Source organism: Mesorhizobium sp. Mes31, assembly GCF_024519675.1.
Classification (GTDB): domain Bacteria; phylum Pseudomonadota; class Alphaproteobacteria; order Rhizobiales; family Rhizobiaceae; genus Mesorhizobium.
Genome location: NZ_JALJRL010000002.1, coordinates 336,936 through 354,653, shown reverse-complemented (window position 1 = coordinate 354,653; position 17,718 = coordinate 336,936). Strand labels below are relative to the sequence as shown.

The window sequence follows — 17,718 nt, the reverse complement described above, 5'->3', positions numbered from 1 at the left end:
GTCATGAATATTCTGTTGAAGCGCGTTCTCGACCGCCTGGTGCGCACCGGCAATCTCAAGGTAACCGGCCCCAGGGGCTCGACAGTGGTTTTCGGCGACGGCAGCGGCGAGCCGGTGCACATGTACATCAAGACCGCGCGTGCCGAGCGCGCCATCACCCTCGATCCGATGCTGGCGGTCCCGGAATCCTACATGGATGGCGAACTCGACATTCTCGAAGGCGGCGTGCTGGGTGTGATGCGCATCGCCTTCCAGAACATGGGCAGCGGCGGTATTGACGCAACCTGGTCCAAGGCGATCGAGGGCCTGCGGCACGCCTTCCGCCGCCTGCAGCAGATCAACACCGCGTCGCGCTCCCGCCGCAACGTCCAGCGCCATTACGACCTGTCGGGGGACCTCTACAGGCTCTTCCTCGACGAGGACATGCAGTATTCCTGCGCCTATTTCGAACAGCCCGACATGACGCTCGACGAGGCGCAGGCCGCCAAAAAACGCCATATCGCCGCCAAGCTCAGGCTGAAGGCCGGGCAGACGGTGCTCGACATCGGGTCCGGCTGGGGCGGGCTCGGCCTCTATCTCGCCAAGGCGTTCGACGTCGACGTGCAAGGGGTGACGCTATCGACCGAACAGCATGGCGTCGCCACCGACCGCGCCCACGCGCAAGGCCTGGAAAGCCACGTGCATTTCGAGCTCAAGGACTACCGCGAACTCAACGAGCGTTTCGACCGCATCGTCTCGGTCGGCATGTTCGAACATGTCGGCGTCAACCATTTCCGCACCTTCTTCGACAAGAGCGCGACACTGCTCAAGCCCGATGGCGTCATGCTGCTGCACACGATCGGACGCTCCGGCGTGCCGTGGGCGACCAGCGCCTTCATCCGCAAATACATTTTCCCGGGCGGCTACATCCCCTCGCTCTCCGAAGTCATGCCGGCGATCGAAAAGTCGGGCCTGGTCGTCACCGACATCGAAATCCTGCGGCTCCACTATGCCGACACGCTGAAGCACTGGGGCGAGCGCTTCGCCGTCAACCGCGACAAGGCCAAGGCAATCTACGACGAGCGCTTCTGCCGGATGTGGGAGTTCTATCTGGCCGCCTCGGAAGCCGCCTTCCGCTGGCAGGACCTGGTCATCTTCCAGATCCAGATCGCCAAGAAGAACGACACGCTGCCTATGTCGCGCGACTACATAGCGAAATGCGAGAAAGCCCTCGAGATGCGCGATATGGGGCACCGTGAAGCGGCCCCCATCAAGAAAGGCCCGGCCGCCAAGCCAGCTCGCCGCCGCAAGGTCGCGGGCCAGGAATAGCCCAGGAATAGCATTGCCGCTTGCCATTGCCGGCAGCTGCCCTGAAAAAGGTTTCGTGATCGCGAGACCTTTTTCATGACCTACATCCTCTATGGCGCTGCCGCCCTGGCCGAGATCGCCGGCTGCTTCTCGTTCTGGGCCTGGTGGCGGCTGGAAAAGTCGCCGCTGTGGCTGCTTCCAGGCCTCGCCTCGCTCGCCTTGTTCGGCTTCCTGCTGGCACTGGTCGACGCTAACGCCGCCGGACGCGCCTATGCCGCTTATGGCGGCATCTACATCGCGGCGTCGCTGGGCTGGCTGTGGCTGGCGGAAGGCGTGCGCCCCGACCGCTGGGATTTTGCCGGTGCCGCGCTCTGCATTGTCGGCGCTTCGGTGATCCTCCTCGCGCCAAGGGGCGCGTGAGATGGAACTCCCGGGGCCACTTCGGCAAGGAGTCGAGCGCTTGCTCGAAAACATTCCGCTGGCGGCACTCAAGCAAGCGGCAAGAACGCTGTCCGACCGCTACCGTGCCGAGCTGCGCGATGGCCGCCTGCATATGGCGCAGGATGCCGCCGTGAGGGCCTATCTGGCGACGCGGCTGCCGGCGACCTATGCCGCGGTGCGCGCCAGCCTCGATGCGCTAAGCGACGCCAGGCCCGGCTTTACGCCCAAGAGCCTGCTCGACGTCGGTGCCGGCCCTGGCACGGTGCTTTGGGCCACGACCGACCTGTGGCCCGATCTCGAACAGGCTGTGCTGCTCGAAGCCAGTGCCGCGGTGCGCAAGGTTGGCGAGACGCTCGCCGGCGGCGCAATTGCCGCCCAAACCACATGGCTGGCCGGCGACGCCACGGTCGACCTTGCCGACCTCGAACCAGCCGATCTGGTGACGTGCGCCTATGTGCTGGACGAAATCGTTCCGGCCTCATTGCCGAAGCTCATCGACCGGCTGTGGCAACTCACTGGCGATACGCTGCTGGTTGTCGAGCCGGGCACGCCGGCCGGCTGGCAGCGTGTCCTTGCGGTCCGCGGGCAACTGATAGAGGCCGGTGCGCATGTGCTTGCGCCCTGCCCGCATCAGGCCCCTTGCCCGCTCGCCCCGCCCGACTGGTGCCATTTTTCCCGCCGCGTCGCCCGCTCGCGCCTGCACAGGCTGGCCAAGGACGCCGACGTGCCCTGGGAGGACGAGAAATTCATCTATGTCGCCGCCTCGCGACAAGCCGCCCCTTTCCGGCTCGCGCGCGTGATCGCGCCGCCGAAGCCCGGTTCCGGCAAGGTCTTGCTCAAGCTCTGTGAAACCGACGGCCGCGCCGGCGAAAAACTGTTCACCAAACGCGACGGCGATGGCTTCAAGGCCGCGCGGCGGTTGGACTGGGGCGACACGCTGCCAAGCACACCACGGCCGTGAAACCCGTGGCGAACATTTGAGCGGCACAGGAATTCACAACCCCATCGATCTGACCGCGGCATCCACAATTTTCCTGTTTTGTTCTCTTTCGAGAGGCGCTAGGCTCGCAGCTTCGATTCGAGTCAACCGGGATTCTTTCCACCGAATTCTTGCGCTGTGAAAAGCGGGCATCAAAGACGGTTGGACGGGCACTGATGCATATAAGTCAGCATCAAATTGTCCGGTTCTGATATCGAGAAGCCGAGATCGAAATCGGGGATATCATGGTAGAGGCAGCGCGGAAATTCGGCGTCGCGGAAACACCGCTTTATCGGGAAGCGCCAAACAACATCGAGGCCGAGCAAGCTCTGCTCGGCGCCATCCTCGTCAACAACGATGCCTTCTACCGCGTCTCGGACTTCCTGAAAGCCAGCCATTTCTACGAGCCGCTGCATCGCAAGATCTATGAGGTGGCGTCCGAGTTCATACGCATGGGCAAGGTGGCGACGCCGATAACGCTGAAGACCTTCCTGCCGGCCGACGAGAAGGTCGGCGACATGACGATGGCGCAATACGTCGTGCGGCTGGCGGTGGAGGCCGTTACCGTCGTCAACGCCACCGACTATGGCCGCGCCATCTATGACCTTGCCACCCGCCGGGCGCTGATCACCGTCGGCGAGGACATGGTCAACATCGCCTATGACGCGCCGGTCGACATGGCGCCCACAGAGCAGATCGAGGACGCCGAGCGGCGGCTGTTCGAGCTGGCCGAAAACGGCCGCTACGATGGCGGTTTCGAAAGTTTTTCCGATGCGTTGAAGAACGCCGTCGACATGGCCAGCGCCGCCTACATGCGCGACGGCCACCTGTCGGGAATTGCCACCGGCCTGCGCGATCTCGACAACCGCATGGGCGGCTTGCAGCCGTCGGATTTGATCATCATCGCCGGCCGCCCGGGCATGGGCAAGACGTCGCTGGCCACCAACATCGCCTATAATATCGCCGCAGCCTATGAGCCTGCCCAGCAGGCCGACGGCTCCGTCAAGGCAGCCAATGGCGGCGTCGTCGGCTTCTTCTCGCTCGAAATGTCGTCGGAGCAGTTGGCCACCCGCATCATCTCCGAACAGACCGAGATCCCATCGTCCAAAATCAGGCGTGGCGACTTGACGGAAGCCGATTTCGGCAAGCTTGTCGCGTACACGCAGGAGAATCACAAGCGCCCGCTCTACATCGACCAGACGGGCGGTATTTCGATTGCGCAGCTCGCGGCGCGCGCCCGCCGCCTCAAGCGCCAGCGCGGGCTGGATTTGATGGTCATCGACTATATCCAGCTGATGCAGGGTTCGTCCGCCAAGGCGTCACAGAACCGCGTCCAGGAAATCACCGAGATCACCACCGGACTGAAGGCGCTCGGCAAGGAACTTGGCGTGCCGATCATCGCACTCTCGCAGCTGTCGCGTCAGGTCGAAAGCCGCGACGACAAGCATCCGCAGCTGTCCGACTTGCGCGAATCGGGCTCGATCGAGCAGGACGCCGACGTGGTGCTGTTTGTGTACCGCGAGGAATATTACATCAAGAACAAGGAGCCGGAGAAAGGCACGCCGGAGCACCTCGCCTGGGAAACGAAGATGATCGAGGTACAAGGCAAGGCCGAAGTGATCATTGCCAAGCAGCGCCATGGGCCGACCGGTACCGTCAGCCTTGCCTTCCAGGGCGAGTTCACCCGCTTCTCCGACCTTGCCGAGGAACACCACCTGCCGGAGAGGTTCGAGTAATTTCTTGACCTGCACTCCCCCTCTGTCCCACCCCCCAGGCCATTTTCAGGCGGTGTCCATCTGATGGCCAAATCGCGCGTTCAGTTCATCTGCCAGAATTGCGGATCGGTGCATCAGCGCTGGGCCGGCAAATGCGATGCCTGCGGCGAGTGGAACACGCTGGTCGAGGAAGGCACGTCCGGCGGCATCGGCTCCGGTCCGGCCAATACGCGCAACACCCGCAAGGGCCGTGCCGTCGTGCTGACCACTCTGTCCGGCGACATCGAGGACGCGCCGCGCATCATCTCGGGCATCGGCGAACTCGATCGCGCCACTGGCGGCGGTTTCGTGCGTGGCTCGGCGCTGCTGGTCGGCGGCGATCCCGGCATCGGCAAATCGACGCTGCTCACCCAGGCGGCCGCTGCGCTGGCGTCAAAAGGCCACCGCATCGTCTATGTCTCGGGCGAAGAGGCCGTCGCCCAGATCAGGCTGCGCGCGCAGCGGCTTGGCGTCGCCGCGGCACCGGTGGAACTGGCCGCGGAGACCAATGTCGAGGACATCCTGGCGACGATCGCCGACGGCAAACGGCCTGACCTCGTCATCTTGGATTCGATCCAGACGCTGTGGACCGACCTCGCCGATTCGGCGCCAGGCACCGTCACCCAGGTGCGTGCCGCCGCCCAGGCGATGATCCGCTATGCGAAATCCACGGGTGCGGCGATCGTGCTGGTCGGTCATGTCACCAAGGAGGGCCAGATCGCCGGACCACGCGTGGTCGAGCACATGGTCGACGCCGTGCTCTACTTCGAGGGCGAAGGCGGCCATCACTACCGCATCCTGCGCACGGTGAAGAACCGCTTCGGACCGACCGACGAGATCGGCGTCTTCGAGATGTCGGACAAGGGCTTGCGCGAGGTCGCCAATCCGTCCGAGCTGTTCCTCGGCGAGCGCCATGCGAAATCGCCAGGTGCCGCAGTTTTCGCCGGCATGGAAGGGACGAGGCCGGTGCTGGTCGAGATCCAGGCGCTGGTCGCGCCATCTTCGCTCGGCACGCCGCGCCGCGCCGTGGTCGGCTGGGACGGCGCCCGGCTGTCGATGATCCTGGCGGTTCTCGAAGCCCATTGCGGCGTGCGTTTCGGCACCCATGACGTCTATCTCAACGTCGCCGGCGGCTATCGCATCTCGGAGCCCGCGGCCGATCTGGCGGTGGCGGCCGCCCTGGTTTCCTCGCTCACCGGTCTTGCCCTTCCCGCCGATTGCGTCTATTTCGGCGAAATCAGCCTTTCGGGCGCCGTGAGGCCGGTTGCGCATGCGCAACAGCGCCTCAAGGAAGCCGAAAAGCTGGGTTTTGGAAGCGCGGTTCTGCCTATGGGCAGCGGGGAACTTGCCGGGGGGATCGGGGCCGGTGCTTTCCAGCCGACCGAGCTTGCCGACCTCGTGGCGCGTATAGCCGGCTCACGCCGCAGCCGCGCCGACGAAGAAGAGTGACGCGGCTCGTCGACTGGTGAAAGACATGGAGTGGGGCGAAAGACATGCCGATTACGCTGCTTGACGGAATTCTTGTCGGCTTCACCCTGGTCTCGGCGATGCTCGCCATGGTCCGCGGCTTCTCGCGCGAAATCCTGTCCGTCGTCTCCTGGGCAGCGGCAGCGGCGGCGGCTTTCTTCTTCTACAAGCCGGTTCTGCCCTATCTCAAGCCTTACATCGACAATGACAAGATCGCGATGGCGGCCGCCGCCGGCATCGTCTTCGTCATCGCGCTGATCGTCGTCTCGGTCATCACCATGAAGCTCGCCGACTGGATTATCGATTCCAGGATCGGCGCACTCGATCGCACGCTGGGTTTCCTCTATGGCGCCGCGCGCGGCATTCTGGTCGTCGCGGTGGCGCTGTTGTTCTTCAACTGGCTGGCTGGCGCCAAGGCACCGGCCTGGGTCACGGATGCCAAGTCGCGGCCGCTGCTCGAATCGATCGGCGCCAAGCTTGAAAGCCTGCTGCCCGAGGATCCGGAAAACGCCATCCTCAAGAAGCTCAATCCGAATCAGCCGGCTGCCGAGACGCCCGCCGCTCCCGACGCACCGGCGGCGGATGCGCCGGCTGGCGGCGACGATGCCAATGCGCCGGCTCCCGATGACAGTGACGCCGGAACGCCGCCCGCGGACAACGCCCCGGCCAATCCAGCACCGGCAGCGCCGGCGAACTGACGTCGGAAAACCGACGATCATGTGAGCGGCTGCACGGTACGCGTTGCTTTCGACGCGCACCCGCCTTATATGGCGATTTTAGCGGAGCTTAAGATGGCAGACGCAGACAACGTGCTTTCCGCCGAGGCCGATGATCATTTCCACGATGAATGCGGCGTGTTCGGCATTTTCGGCCGGCAGGACGCGGCAGCCATCGTCACCCTAGGCCTGCATGCGCTGCAGCATCGCGGCCAGGAAGCCGCCGGCATCGTCTCCTATGACGGCACCCAGTTCCATGTCGAACGCCATGTCGGCCTGATCGGCGACACCTTCACCAAGCAGCGCGTCATCGACAGCCTGCAAGGCAACCGCGCCATTGGCCACACACGCTACGCCACGACGGGCGGCGCCGGCATGCGCAACATCCAGCCGTTCTTCGCCGAGTTGGCCGATGGCGGCTTTGCCGTTGCCCACAACGGCAATCTCACCAATGCCATGACCGTGCAACGCGCGCTGCAGAAGCAGGGCGCGATCTTCTCGTCCACCTCCGACACCGAGACGATCTTGCACCTTGTCGCCACCAGCAAGGAGCGCGACCTGAACTCGCGTTTCATCGATGCGGTGCGGCAGGTCGAGGGCGCCTTCTCGCTGGTGGCGATGACAGCCAAGAAGATGATCGGCTGCCGCGATCCGCTCGGTATCCGGCCACTCGTGCTGGGTGATCTCGACGGCGCCTGGATCCTGGCCTCCGAGACCTGTGCGCTCGACATCATCGGCGCGCGTTTCGTGCGCGACCTGAAGCCCGGCGAGATGGTTGTCGTCACCTCCAAGGGCATCGAGAGCCTGTTCCCCTTCGAGCCGCAGAAAACCCGCTTCTGCATCTTCGAGTATGTCTATTTCGCGCGGCCGGATTCGTCGGTCGAAGGCCGCAACGTCTATGAGGTGCGCAAGCGCATCGGCGCCGAGCTGGCGCAGGAAAACCCGGTCGAGGCCGACATTGTCGTGCCGGTGCCGGATTCCGGAACGCCGGCGGCGATCGGCTTCAGCCAGGCGGCGGGCATTCCCTTCGAGCTCGGCATCATCCGCAACCACTATGTCGGCCGCACCTTCATCCAGCCCGGCGATTCGATCCGCCACATGGGCGTCAAGCTGAAGCATAACGCCAACCGTCGCATGATCGAGGGCAAGCGCGTGGTGCTGGTCGACGATTCGATCGTGCGCGGGACCACCAGCCAGAAGATCGTGCAGATGGTGCGCGACGCCGGTGCCAAGGAAGTGCACATGCGCATCGCCTCACCGCCGACCAGCGCGTCCTGCTTCTACGGCGTGGACACGCCGGAGAAGTCGAAGCTTCTGGCATCGCGCATGTCGGTGGAAGAGATGGCCGAGTTCATCCGGGTCGATTCGCTCGGCTTCCTCTCGATCGACGGGCTCTACCGCGCCGTCGGCGAGGCGGGCCGCGACAACGACCAGCCGCAATTCTGCGACGCCTGCTTCACCGGCCAGTATCCGACCCGCCTGCTCGACTTCGAAGGCCACGACAATGTGCGCACGCTGTCGCTCTTGGCGACGAGCGGGACGTAGGATTGTCGGACCGTCATCAGAGCGGTTCGTCGTTTCACGGAAGCGCAGAACCGCTCTTTCTCTTTGTTTCGACGCAATTCCGGACGGAAAACCGTTTCACACTTTTCCTGGAATTGCTTTAGCCTTAGCCAGATTTCCGGAATCCATCGCATGACCCTCGACCTTACCGGCCGCGTTGCGGTCGTCACCGGCGCTTCGCGCGGCATCGGCTATTTCATTGCCAAGGAGCTGGCCGCAGCCGGCGCGCATGTCATTGCGGTTGCGCGCACTGTCGGCGGGCTGGAGGAGCTCGACGACCAGATCAAGGCGGCCGGCGGCCAGGCGACGCTGGTGCCGCTCGACCTCGCCGACATGGCCGGCATCGACCGGCTGGGCGGCGCCATCCACGAACGCTGGGGCAAGCTCGACATTCTCGTCGCCAACGCCGGCGTGCTCGGCGTCATCTCACCGATCGGCCATGTCGAGGCGAAGACCTTCGAGAAGGTGATGACCATCAACGTCACCTCGACGTGGCGGCTGATCCGCTCGGTCGACCCGCTGCTGCGGCTCTCCGACGCCGGCCGAGCCATTCTGCTTTCCTCCAACGCGGCTCATTCGGCGCGCGCGTTCTGGGCGCCCTACGCGGCATCCAAGGCGGCGGTCGAGACGATGATGCGCTCCTGGGCGCATGAGACGCAAAACCTGCCGCTGCGCGTCAACGCGGCCGACCCCGGCGCCACCCGCACCGCCATGCGTGCCCAGGCCGTACCCGGTGAGGATCCGGCTACGCTGCCGCACCCCTCGGAAATCGCCAAGCGCATCGTGCCGCTGGCCAGCCCGGACCTGAAAGAGACCGGGCTGATCTTCCAGGCCAAGCACAACCGCTTTGTCGCGTACAGGCAGCCGGAATAAAACTTGAGCGCGAAGCGGATTAAATAGGCCTCCGGCAACGTTTCTTCGAATGTAACCATTCGAAGCCAACCGGAGGACCGACATGCGCAGACTTCTTCTCGTTGCCGCCACCGCCATCACGGCCGCCACTGCCGGCACAGCCCTCTCGCAAGACGCCAAGATGAGTTTCTTCGTCACCAGTGTCGGTTCGGGCAAGGGCGCCGATCTCGGTGGCCTCAAGGGTGCGGACGCGCATTGCGCGTCGCTGGCGGAAGCCGCCGGCGTCACCGGCAAGACCTGGCATGCGTATCTCTCGACAAGCGACACCGATGCGCGCGACCGCATCGGCAAGGGACCATGGGTGAATGCCAAGGGCGTCAAGATAGCCGACGACGTCGCTTCGCTGCACAGCGACGCCAACGGCATCACCAAGCAGACGGCGCTTAACGAGAAGGGCGAAGTGGTCAACGGCCGCGGCGACACGCCAAACCGGCACGACATGCTGACCGGCTCCAAGCCTGACGGCACGAAGATAGCCGACCAGACCTGCGGCGACTGGACGATGAGTGGCGCGGAAGGGGGCGCGATGATGGGCCATCACGATCGCACCGGCCTTGACGATTCGACTGCCGCCAAGTCCTGGAATTCCTCGCACGCCTCGCGCGGCGGCTGCAGCCAGGAGGCGCTAAAGGGCACCGGCGGCGATGGCCTGTTCTATTGTTTTGCAACCGACTGAGCCGGCCTGGGCTTTAAAAGTTCGGCCTCCAAAACCGCGCTGTCATCACGCGGCTGTGATTTGAGGGTGCAAGGCCGCGCTGCGGTCATGCTTTCGTCATTTCCGTGGAGTTGGTAGGATCATAACGACTCCCGCAACAAGCGCCCTGGCTGGGCAGAACAAGGAAAATCCCCATGGCTTCGACTGTAGCGTTGGTCTGGTATCTGGTAATCGCCGGTCCGCAAGGCGGCATGGTCGTGCTGCCCAGCACCTTCGACAAGCGCGAACAGTGCACCGCCGCCATCACCGAATATCAGAAGCAGCCGACACCAGCCGGCTGGTCGGTGCAATGCGTGCCGAGCGCCTCGCCCTTCACCGACGAGGGCGACGCCGAAACGCCGTCAGCGCAGTAAGCACCAGCTGCAGCGGTTCGTCGTTTCACGGAAACGCCGAACCGCTCCATCTCTTTGTCTTGACGCAATTCCCAAGGGAAAGCGCCGTGCGCTTTTCCCGGGAAAACCGTCTCACACTTTTCCTGGAATTGCTCCAGCGAAAGCCGGAAAGATAGCCAGTCTCCCCATGGGAGAGATTGCAGGCTCAGCGACGTGCGCTCACCGTCAGCTCCGGCTTCTGGTTGATGGTCTGGAACACCACGCAATAGCGCTCGGTCAGTTTCAGCAGCGAATCGATCCGCTCCTGCGGTTCATCCGTGTCGAGAGCGAAATTCAGTCGGATGGCGCGAAAGCCGACCGGCGCATCCTTGGCGACACCGAGCGTGCCGCGAAAATCAAGGTCGCCTTCGGCCTCCACCGTGGCGGCGCCGAGCTTGAATTCAAGCGCCGTCGCCACAGCCTTCAGCGTCACCCCGGCGCAAGCCACCAACGCCTCCAGCAGCATGTCGCCCGAGCAGAGCTCTAGCCCCGAGCCGCCGGTTGCCGGATGCAGGCCGGCGATTGCGATCGCCCTGCCCGTCTCCACCTTGCACGCAACCGATTGGTCGTCGACCGACCCTTTGGCGCGCAGCGTGATCAGCGCGCGCGAAGCGTCGTCGCGATAAGCCTGCTTCAGCGGCGCCTGCATGGCCTTCAGTTCGGTTGCGTCCATGTGCGCTCCTTTTCACTTTTGTGCCCGGCCGGGGGCGTGGCTTCGTCAGATATAAGTGCCGATCGCTTCCTGGAAGCAAGATCGGCATTCCCTGCCCCAACGCAAGCATGGGGCTGGCGTAGCGCTGCGCCGACTTTCACCCGTATAGAGGACGGCATCGTGGCCTGACTTTCAGAGTCCTCGTGCCGCTCCACACAGCATTTCCGTCACCTTCCGCAACGTTGGTCCCGCGCCTTATGGCCAATATCGCCATTCTCGAAACTCGCGAAAGGGTTCTCGCCGGAATCCTGCTGACCGGCGCGGCCTATTTCCTGTTTTCGACGCAAGACGCCTCGATCAAGCTGCTGGTTGCCGGAATGAGCGTCTGGCAGATCATGTTCTTCCGCAGCATCACCATCCTCGGCGCCTGCGCGGCGATCGGCGGACGACAGCTGTTTGCCGATACAGTGCGCTCGCCGATCGTGCGGCCGATGCTGGTGCGCAGCGCCTTCACGCTCGCCGCCTGGCTCTGCTACTACAACGCCGCCCGCAGCCTGCAACTCGCCGAACTGACCACCGTCTATTACGCGGCTCCGATCATCGTTACCGTGCTTTCGGTGGCGATGCTCGGCGAAAAGGTGCCCTTGCTGCGCTGGTTTGCCGTGCTGATCGGCTTTGCCGGTGTCTTCGTCGCTTGCGATCCCACCCATCTCGGCCTGTCCGTGCCGGTGCTTCAGGTGCTGGCTGCCGCTGTTTTGTGGGGCATTGCCATCGTGCTGCTGCGCAAGACCGCCCTGGCCGAGCGCTCGCTGATCCAGTTGCTCCTCAACAATTTCTACTTCCTGTTGTTTTCGGCGGTGCCGGGACTGCTGTGGTGGCACACACCGGACGGGATCCAGTTGCTGCTCCTTGCGAGCGTCGGCGCGCTCGGCGGCCTCGCGCAATATCTTCTTTTCGAAGGCATGAAGCGAACGCCGGCCTCGATCCTCGCACCCCTCGAATACACCTCGCTGTTGTGGGCGTTCGCGCTCGGCTTTGCGATCTGGGGCGACGTACCGCGCCGCGAAGTGTTCTTCGGCGCCGCACTTATCGTCGCCGCCGGCCTGCTGATCGTGGGCGGCGAGCATTTCCGCAAACGGCTTTGATGCGCACGGCCATCACAGCTGACACTACGATGTCAGGACCGAGCGGCGTAGGCTGGCTGTATGACTGACATCGCAACCACCATGGAAACCGCGGAACGCACGCTCGGCATCATCCTGGTGTCCTCATCGGCGGCTGTGTTCGGCCTGACCGGCGTGCTGACCAAATCGATCCATGCCGACCCGCTGACCATCATCTGCTGGCGCGGCTTTGTCGGCTCGATCCTGATCAGCCTCTATGTGCTGTGGCGACGCCACCGCTCCGGCGGGCGCGAGAGCCTGCGGCTTGGCTGGCGTGGCTGGCTGCTGGCGGTAGAGGGCGCGCTGGCCAGCATTGCCTTCATCTCCGCCTTCAAGTTCACCTTCGTCGCCAATGTCGCGATCATCTACGCCACCGCGCCTTTCGTCACCGCGCTGCTGGCCTGGGTCCTGACACGTGAACCCTTCCGCCTGCAGACGATGGTCGCGGCCGCCGTGTCGCTGTGCGGCGTGGCGATCATGGTCTGGTCCGGCTTCGGCACCGGCAACCTGTTCGGCGACGGGCTGGCGCTGCTGATGACCATCGGCAGCGGCCTCTACATGATCATGGTGCGCGCCTTCCGCGACACGCCCGTGGTGTGGGCTGGTGCGGTGGCGGCCTTCCTGCTGTTCGTTCTCGGCTGGTTCGTCACCGATCCGCTGGCGGTTTCACCAAGGGATGCCGTTCTGCTCGTCACCTTCGGCGCGTCCTTCGCACTGTCCTCGATCCTGTGGACGGAAGGCGCGCGGCTTATCCCGGCGGCCGAATCCGGACTGCTCGGCTCGGCCGAAGTGCCGTTCGCGATTCTGTTTGCCTTCCTGTTTCTGGGCGAGATTGCGCCAGCAGCCAGCATGATCGGCGGTGCCATTGTGCTCGCCGCCGTGTTTACCCATGCCGGTCGCGACTGGCTGGCGGCCCGCTCGCAACGCATGGCGTCAAATATCTCTTAAAAATTGGCGCAGTCACGGAACCATCATCGGGGTCAGGCATTGTTGATGCGACGGGCCACCCCAAGTCCCCCCAAACCCCTCGGCCCGTCCTACTTTCAAGCCGACCGCAAGGTCGGCTTTTTCTTTGCCGATGGATCCCGCCGCACGACCGGACCTGCACCGATTCAACCACGGAGCCCAGGCAGAGCCAGGTTGCCGCTGAGCAGTGCCGCCAGATCGCGGGCGGGCCCCTCGGCACCAGCGCGCAGCCGAATGGCGAACTCAGCTGTCGGCACCTGTGGCAGACCAAGCTCGCGCGGCGCCTCGACAATGCCGGAATGGGCAAAGCGTGCCGTGCGCAGCGTCAGCGCAACACCGGCATTCACAGCTGTGCGCAGGCCGGCCAGGCTGGCGCTACCGGCAGCGATGCGGTAGCGGCGACCGGCCGCATCAAGCGCGGCGATCGCCGCTTCGCGAAAGCCGCAATACGGATCGAGCAGCGCCAGCGGCAATTCTTCCTGTCGCGAGGCCAGCCCCTTTTGTGAACACAGCCATATCATCGGCTCGCGCAGGACGCCGATTTCGTCCGCCATCGCGGCCTGGCGCATGACGATCGCCAGGTCGAGGCTGCCAGACCGCAGTGCCTGTGCCAGCTCGGTGGAGCGGCCGACACGCAATTCGATTCCGACGCGCGGATGACTGACGGCGAAGGCGCGCAACAGGTCGGGCAAGCCACTATCGGCGAAGTCCTGCGTCGTGCCGATGGCGACGCGTCCCGCAGTCCGCGCTCCCTTCATGGCCAGCCACGCCTCGCGATGCGCCGCCAGGATGCGCCTGGCATGACCGACAAGGTCCTCGCCGGCCGGCGTCAGGCTGCGTCCTCTGCCTTGCGGCGCCAGAAGCGGCTCGCCGACGATCTCCTCGAGCCGCTGCATCTGCGCGGTCACCGCCGAGGGAGAACGGCCCACGCTTGATGCCGCCTGAGCCAGCGAGCCGCTGTCGACGAAAGCGAGGAAGGTCCTGAGCAGGTCCGGATCGAGCGTTTCCATAATTCGATACTATCGAACCTTATGTTTAAAACAATTCGATTTTTTTGACCCTTTGATGGTGACATGGTTCTTCCAACGGCGATCGGACGCCGCTCGAGCCAAGGAGAAGAAAAATGCCCATCATCAACGTCAATGTCACCGGCAAGCCCGACGCCGCGCTGTCCGCCAGGATTGCCAGGGAGGTAACCGAGATCACCGCCACGCAGCTGGGCAAGGATCCGACGATCACGGCGGTTGCCATATCCTACATCGATCCACAGCACTGGTTCGCCGGCGGCAGGTCGCTGGCCGAGCACGGGACCAATACATTCTGGCTGGACATCAAGGTGGTCGACGGCACCAACACCAAGCTCGAACTGGAGGCCTATCTCAAGGAGATCTTCGCCGCCTTCGGCCGCCTGCTGGGCGGCGTGCACGAGGAGAGCTATGCCTTCGTGCACGAAGTCCCGGCCGCCGCCTACGGCTATGGCGGCAAGACACAGGAGTTTCGTTTTATCAGCGGGCGGTTGAAGGCGGCGTGAGCCGCGGTTTTCCTCCTCCCCTCGTGGGAGAAGGAAAAAGCTTCGCATTGACCTTGCTCCCACATCGTCTAGGTTCTGGCCAAAGCGGCCGCGAAAGAGCCGCGATGCTAAGATCGTTGGGAGAGATGCGGCATGATCCTGACACTGGCGCTGCTTGCGGGTCTAGTTTTGGCCTGGCTGCTGATCGGCGTGGTGGAAAAATTCCGCCTCGGCCTGCGCTTCACCCAGGCGCTGCTCTATGTGCCGTTCAAGCTCGCCTACCGTATCGCCGACGACCGCATCAGGATCGCCCGCAAGGCGGAGGTCCCTGTCATCTACGTGATTTCGCATCAATCGCGCTTCGAGCCGGCGCTGATGCTGTCGCTGCTGCCGGACGACACGCTGCATATACTCGACGAGGTCTCGGCGCGGTCGCCTTGGCTTGAACCCTGGCGCGAGCTTGGCCGCACCATCGCCTTCAATGCCGAACATGTCTTCGTCAGCCGCCGGCTGGTGCGGGTCCTGAAGGGCAAGGGCCGGCTCGCCGTCTACCTGCCGGATGCGGTCGAGCCTGACGTCAAGACATTCCGGCTATTTCGCGCGGTCACCCGCATCGCCATGCAGGCCGACGCCCGCATCGTGCCGATCTTCGTCGCCGGCGCGCGCAGCCTGCCGGTTTCGCTGACGCCAGCGGACAAGGCACCGCGGCATTGGTTTCCGCAGCTGTCGATCAGCGTGCTCGAGCCAATGACCATCGCCGAACTGGCGGCGCGCAACCCGGACCAGACTTCGAACACCAATGCGCTGTTCGACCGTATCGCCGAGGCCCGGCTTTTCGGCACCGACCTCGATCGTGGCCTGTTTCTGGCCATGCGCGATGCCGCCGACCGCGTGGGCGCCTCACATCACATCATCGAGGACGTCATCTCTGGCGCGCTGAGCTACCGCAAGATGTTCATCGGCGCGCGGGTCCTGGGCAAACGCTTCGAGGCCGTCACGGCGCCGGGCGAAGCAGTCGGGCTGATGCTGCCCAACGCCAATGGCGTCGTGCTGTCGCTTACCGGCCTTCTGTCGGCAGGCCGGTTGGCGGCGATGATCAACTACACGGCCGGGCCGGCCAGCGTCACCGCCGCCGTGCACACAACGATGATCCGTACCGTCATCTCCTCCCGCGCCTTCGTCGAGAAGGCAGGCCTCGCCGATATCGTCGAGGCGGCCGAAAAGGGTGGCGCCAAGTTCCTATGGCTGGAGGATGTGCGCAAAAGCGTCACCGCGCTGGACAAGCTTGCAGCCGCTTTGCTGTGGCGCTGGCCGCTGCAGCGGCAGGATGCGGCCAAGCCGGCGCTGATCCTGTTCACATCCGGGTCAGAAGGCACGCCGAAAGCGGTGGTGCTATCACACAAGAACCTGCTCGCCAACGCCATGCAGGCCGAGGCCCGCATCACCATCTCGCCGTCCGACATCCTGCTCAACGTGCTGCCGGTATTCCACTCCTTCGGCATGACGGGTGGCACCATCCTGCCTTTGGTCACCGGAGTGAAACTGTTCCTCTACCCTTCGCCGCTGCACTACAAGATCATCCCCGAGATCGCGCGCAAGGTGAAACCGACCATCATGTTCGGCACCGACACCTTCCTCGCCAACTATGCGCGCACCGCCAAGGACGGCGACTTTTCCAGCCTGCGCTTCATCGTCGCCGGCGCCGAGGCGGTGAAGCCGGAAACCCGCCGCGTCTATCGCGAGCGCTTCCAGGCCGAGATCATCGAAGGTTTCGGGCTGACCGAAGCCGCACCCGTGGTTGCCGTCAACACCGCGATCCATGGCCGCGACGGCACGGTCGGGCGACTGTTGCCCGCCATGCGCATGAAGCTGGAGCCGGTCGAAGGCATCAGCGACGCCGGCCAATTGTGGCTCGACGGACCGAACCTGATGATGGGCTACATGACCGCGAACCGCGCCGGTGAGCTGCAGCCCTTGACCGGCTGGCTTGACACCGGCGACATCGTCGCCGTCGACCGCGAAGGCTTCATCACCATTCGCGGCCGCGCCAAACGCTTCGCCAAGATCGCTGGCGAGATGGTGTCGCTGGGGGCGGTCGAGATCCTGGTACAGTCGCTATGGCCGGAGGAGCGCCATGCCGCGGTGGCGGTGCCGGACAAGAGGCGTGGCGAGCGCATCGTGCTGGTCACCACCGCCGGCGATGCCAATCCAGACGAGTTGCGCAAGTTCGGCAAACAGGCGGGTGCAGCCGAGCTGATGGTGCCGAACGACATCATCAAGGTGGAGGAAATCCCGGTGCTTGGATCCGGCAAGACCGACTATGTCTCCACCCGCAAGCTGGCGATCGACAGGCTGGGGCTGAGCGCGGCAGCCTGAATCCAGTCAAGTACTTCGCCGCCGTTCTTAACCTATGTCCGAAGGCGGCACCTTCTCGCCCTCCAGCTTGGCGCGCTTCGAATAGGCGCGCACGCTGAACGGCAGGAAGATCAGGTATCCGGCGACCGAGGCGGTCAGCGTGTACCAGGGATAGGTCATCAGAAGCAGGATGTAGAGCACGACACCAAGGATGATCGGCAACACCCTGTCGCCCGGGATTCTCAGGCTCTTGCCGGAATAGACCGGCAGCCGGCTGACCAGCAGGAAGGCGACCAGGATGGTGAAGCCGGTGGCGACGAAGGCCGCTGGACGACTGGGCTCCAGCCCTGTGCGCAGGAAATAGAGATAGAGCGGCAGCATCACCAGCACGGCGCCGGCAGGCGCCGGCACCCCGACGAAATATTCCGACTGCCATAGTGGGCGATCGGCCTTCTCGTCGTCGAGCACGTTGAAACGAGCGAGCCGCAGCCCGCAAGCGATGGCAAACAAAAGCGCCGCGATCCAGCCCGGCGAGCCGGCGCGGTCGAGCAGGAAGGCATAGAGAACCAGAGCTGGCGCAACGCCGAAATTGACGATGTCGGCCAGCGAATCCATCTGAGCGCCGAATTTCGAGGTCGCTTTCAGCATCCGCGCCAGGCGGCCGTCAATGCCGTCGAGGAAGGCAGCCAGCAGCACCATCACCACCGCCGGCTCGAAGCGGCCTTCGAAGCCGAAGCGGATGCCGGACAGGCCGGCGCAGATGGCAAGCACGGTGACGAGGTTGGGCAGCACCATGCGCATCGGGATCTCGCGGATGCGCGGACCGCCGCTGGCATGGGCCTCGAACTTCTTGTATTGCGTGCCCAC

17 protein-coding genes are annotated in these 17,718 nt (G+C 64.2%); 14 read left to right on the top strand and 3 right to left on the bottom strand.

All coding sequences use genetic code 11. The features are described from left to right. Positions 1-3 precede the first annotated feature (3 nt). The 10 genes from NR193_RS04340 to NR193_RS04295 all read left to right on the top strand — a co-directional run bounded on the left by NR193_RS04340 (position 4) and on the right by NR193_RS04295 (position 10,187). Positions 4-1,308 (top strand): cyclopropane-fatty-acyl-phospholipid synthase family protein, encoded by a 1,305-nt coding sequence (locus tag NR193_RS04340; protein WP_256749636.1) that lies wholly within the window; start codon positions 4-6, stop codon positions 1,306-1,308. A gap of 75 nt (positions 1,309-1,383) precedes the next feature. After that, positions 1,384-1,707 (top strand): YnfA family protein, encoded by a 324-nt coding sequence (locus NR193_RS04335; protein WP_256749635.1) that lies wholly within the window; start codon positions 1,384-1,386, stop codon positions 1,705-1,707. A gap of 1 nt (position 1,708) precedes the next feature. Then, on the top strand, positions 1,709-2,689 hold the full coding sequence (locus tag NR193_RS04330) for a small ribosomal subunit Rsm22 family protein (RefSeq protein ID WP_256749634.1): 981 nt from the start codon (positions 1,709-1,711) through the stop codon (positions 2,687-2,689). Positions 2,690-2,952: 263 nt separating this feature from the next. Continuing rightward, complete coding sequence (locus NR193_RS04325) at positions 2,953-4,443, top strand: replicative DNA helicase (RefSeq protein WP_256749633.1); 1,491 nt, start codon at positions 2,953-2,955, stop codon at positions 4,441-4,443. A 63-nt stretch (positions 4,444-4,506) separates the two neighbouring features. After that, positions 4,507-5,910, top strand: coding sequence for a DNA repair protein RadA (gene radA, locus NR193_RS04320; RefSeq protein WP_256749632.1), 1,404 nt, complete (start codon positions 4,507-4,509; stop codon positions 5,908-5,910). A gap of 44 nt (positions 5,911-5,954) precedes the next feature. After that, positions 5,955-6,626 (top strand): CvpA family protein, encoded by a 672-nt coding sequence (locus NR193_RS04315; RefSeq protein WP_256749631.1) that lies wholly within the window; start codon positions 5,955-5,957, stop codon positions 6,624-6,626. A gap of 93 nt (positions 6,627-6,719) precedes the next feature. After that, positions 6,720-8,189 carry an amidophosphoribosyltransferase gene (gene purF / locus NR193_RS04310; protein ID WP_256749630.1) on the top strand — a complete coding sequence of 490 codons (1,470 nt, stop codon included), beginning with the start codon at positions 6,720-6,722 and terminating at the stop codon, positions 8,187-8,189. Positions 8,190-8,339: 150 nt separating this feature from the next. After that, on the top strand, positions 8,340-9,080 hold the full coding sequence (locus NR193_RS04305; RefSeq protein ID WP_256749629.1) for an SDR family NAD(P)-dependent oxidoreductase: 741 nt from the start codon (positions 8,340-8,342) through the stop codon (positions 9,078-9,080). A gap of 82 nt (positions 9,081-9,162) precedes the next feature. Further along, positions 9,163-9,795: a hypothetical protein gene (locus NR193_RS04300; RefSeq protein ID WP_256749628.1), complete on the top strand. Its 633-nt coding sequence runs from the start codon at positions 9,163-9,165 to the stop codon at positions 9,793-9,795. Positions 9,796-9,968: 173 nt separating this feature from the next. Continuing rightward, positions 9,969-10,187 carry a hypothetical protein gene (locus NR193_RS04295; RefSeq protein WP_091577180.1) on the top strand — a complete coding sequence of 73 codons (219 nt, stop codon included), beginning with the start codon at positions 9,969-9,971 and terminating at the stop codon, positions 10,185-10,187. A gap of 184 nt (positions 10,188-10,371) precedes the next feature. Here the strand turns inward: NR193_RS04295 and NR193_RS04290 are convergent, their stop codons facing one another. Then, the gene (locus NR193_RS04290; protein ID WP_256749627.1) at positions 10,372-10,878 is read right to left on the bottom strand and encodes an OsmC family protein; all 507 of its coding nucleotides are present in this window, start codon (positions 10,876-10,878) and stop codon (positions 10,372-10,374) included. Positions 10,879-11,114: 236 nt separating this feature from the next. Here NR193_RS04290 and NR193_RS04285 point away from each other — a divergent pair, with 236 nt between their 5' ends. Both NR193_RS04285 and NR193_RS04280 read left to right on the top strand, forming a co-directional pair. Continuing rightward, complete coding sequence (locus tag NR193_RS04285; protein WP_256749626.1) at positions 11,115-12,002, top strand: DMT family transporter; 888 nt, start codon at positions 11,115-11,117, stop codon at positions 12,000-12,002. Between the two features lie 60 nt (positions 12,003-12,062). Continuing rightward, positions 12,063-12,968 carry a DMT family transporter gene (locus NR193_RS04280; protein ID WP_256749625.1) on the top strand — a complete coding sequence of 302 codons (906 nt, stop codon included), beginning with the start codon at positions 12,063-12,065 and terminating at the stop codon, positions 12,966-12,968. 164 nt (positions 12,969-13,132) lie between these two features. Here NR193_RS04280 and NR193_RS04275 read toward each other — a convergent pair whose 3' ends face one another. Then, positions 13,133-13,996 carry a LysR substrate-binding domain-containing protein gene (locus NR193_RS04275; RefSeq protein ID WP_256749624.1) on the bottom strand — a complete coding sequence of 288 codons (864 nt, stop codon included), beginning with the start codon at positions 13,994-13,996 and terminating at the stop codon, positions 13,133-13,135. 113 nt (positions 13,997-14,109) lie between these two features. On the opposite strand from NR193_RS04275, the gene NR193_RS04270 reads away from it, so the two are divergent. After that, positions 14,110-14,517: a 4-oxalocrotonate tautomerase family protein gene (locus NR193_RS04270; protein WP_256749623.1), complete on the top strand. Its 408-nt coding sequence runs from the start codon at positions 14,110-14,112 to the stop codon at positions 14,515-14,517. A 132-nt stretch (positions 14,518-14,649) separates the two neighbouring features. Further along, positions 14,650-16,872, top strand: coding sequence for an AMP-binding protein (locus NR193_RS04265; RefSeq protein WP_256749622.1), 2,223 nt, complete (start codon positions 14,650-14,652; stop codon positions 16,870-16,872). A gap of 27 nt (positions 16,873-16,899) precedes the next feature. Here NR193_RS04265 and NR193_RS04260 read toward each other — a convergent pair whose 3' ends face one another. Next, positions 16,900-17,718 (bottom strand): phosphatidylcholine/phosphatidylserine synthase, encoded by an 819-nt coding sequence (locus NR193_RS04260; protein WP_091577169.1) that lies wholly within the window; start codon positions 17,716-17,718, stop codon positions 16,900-16,902.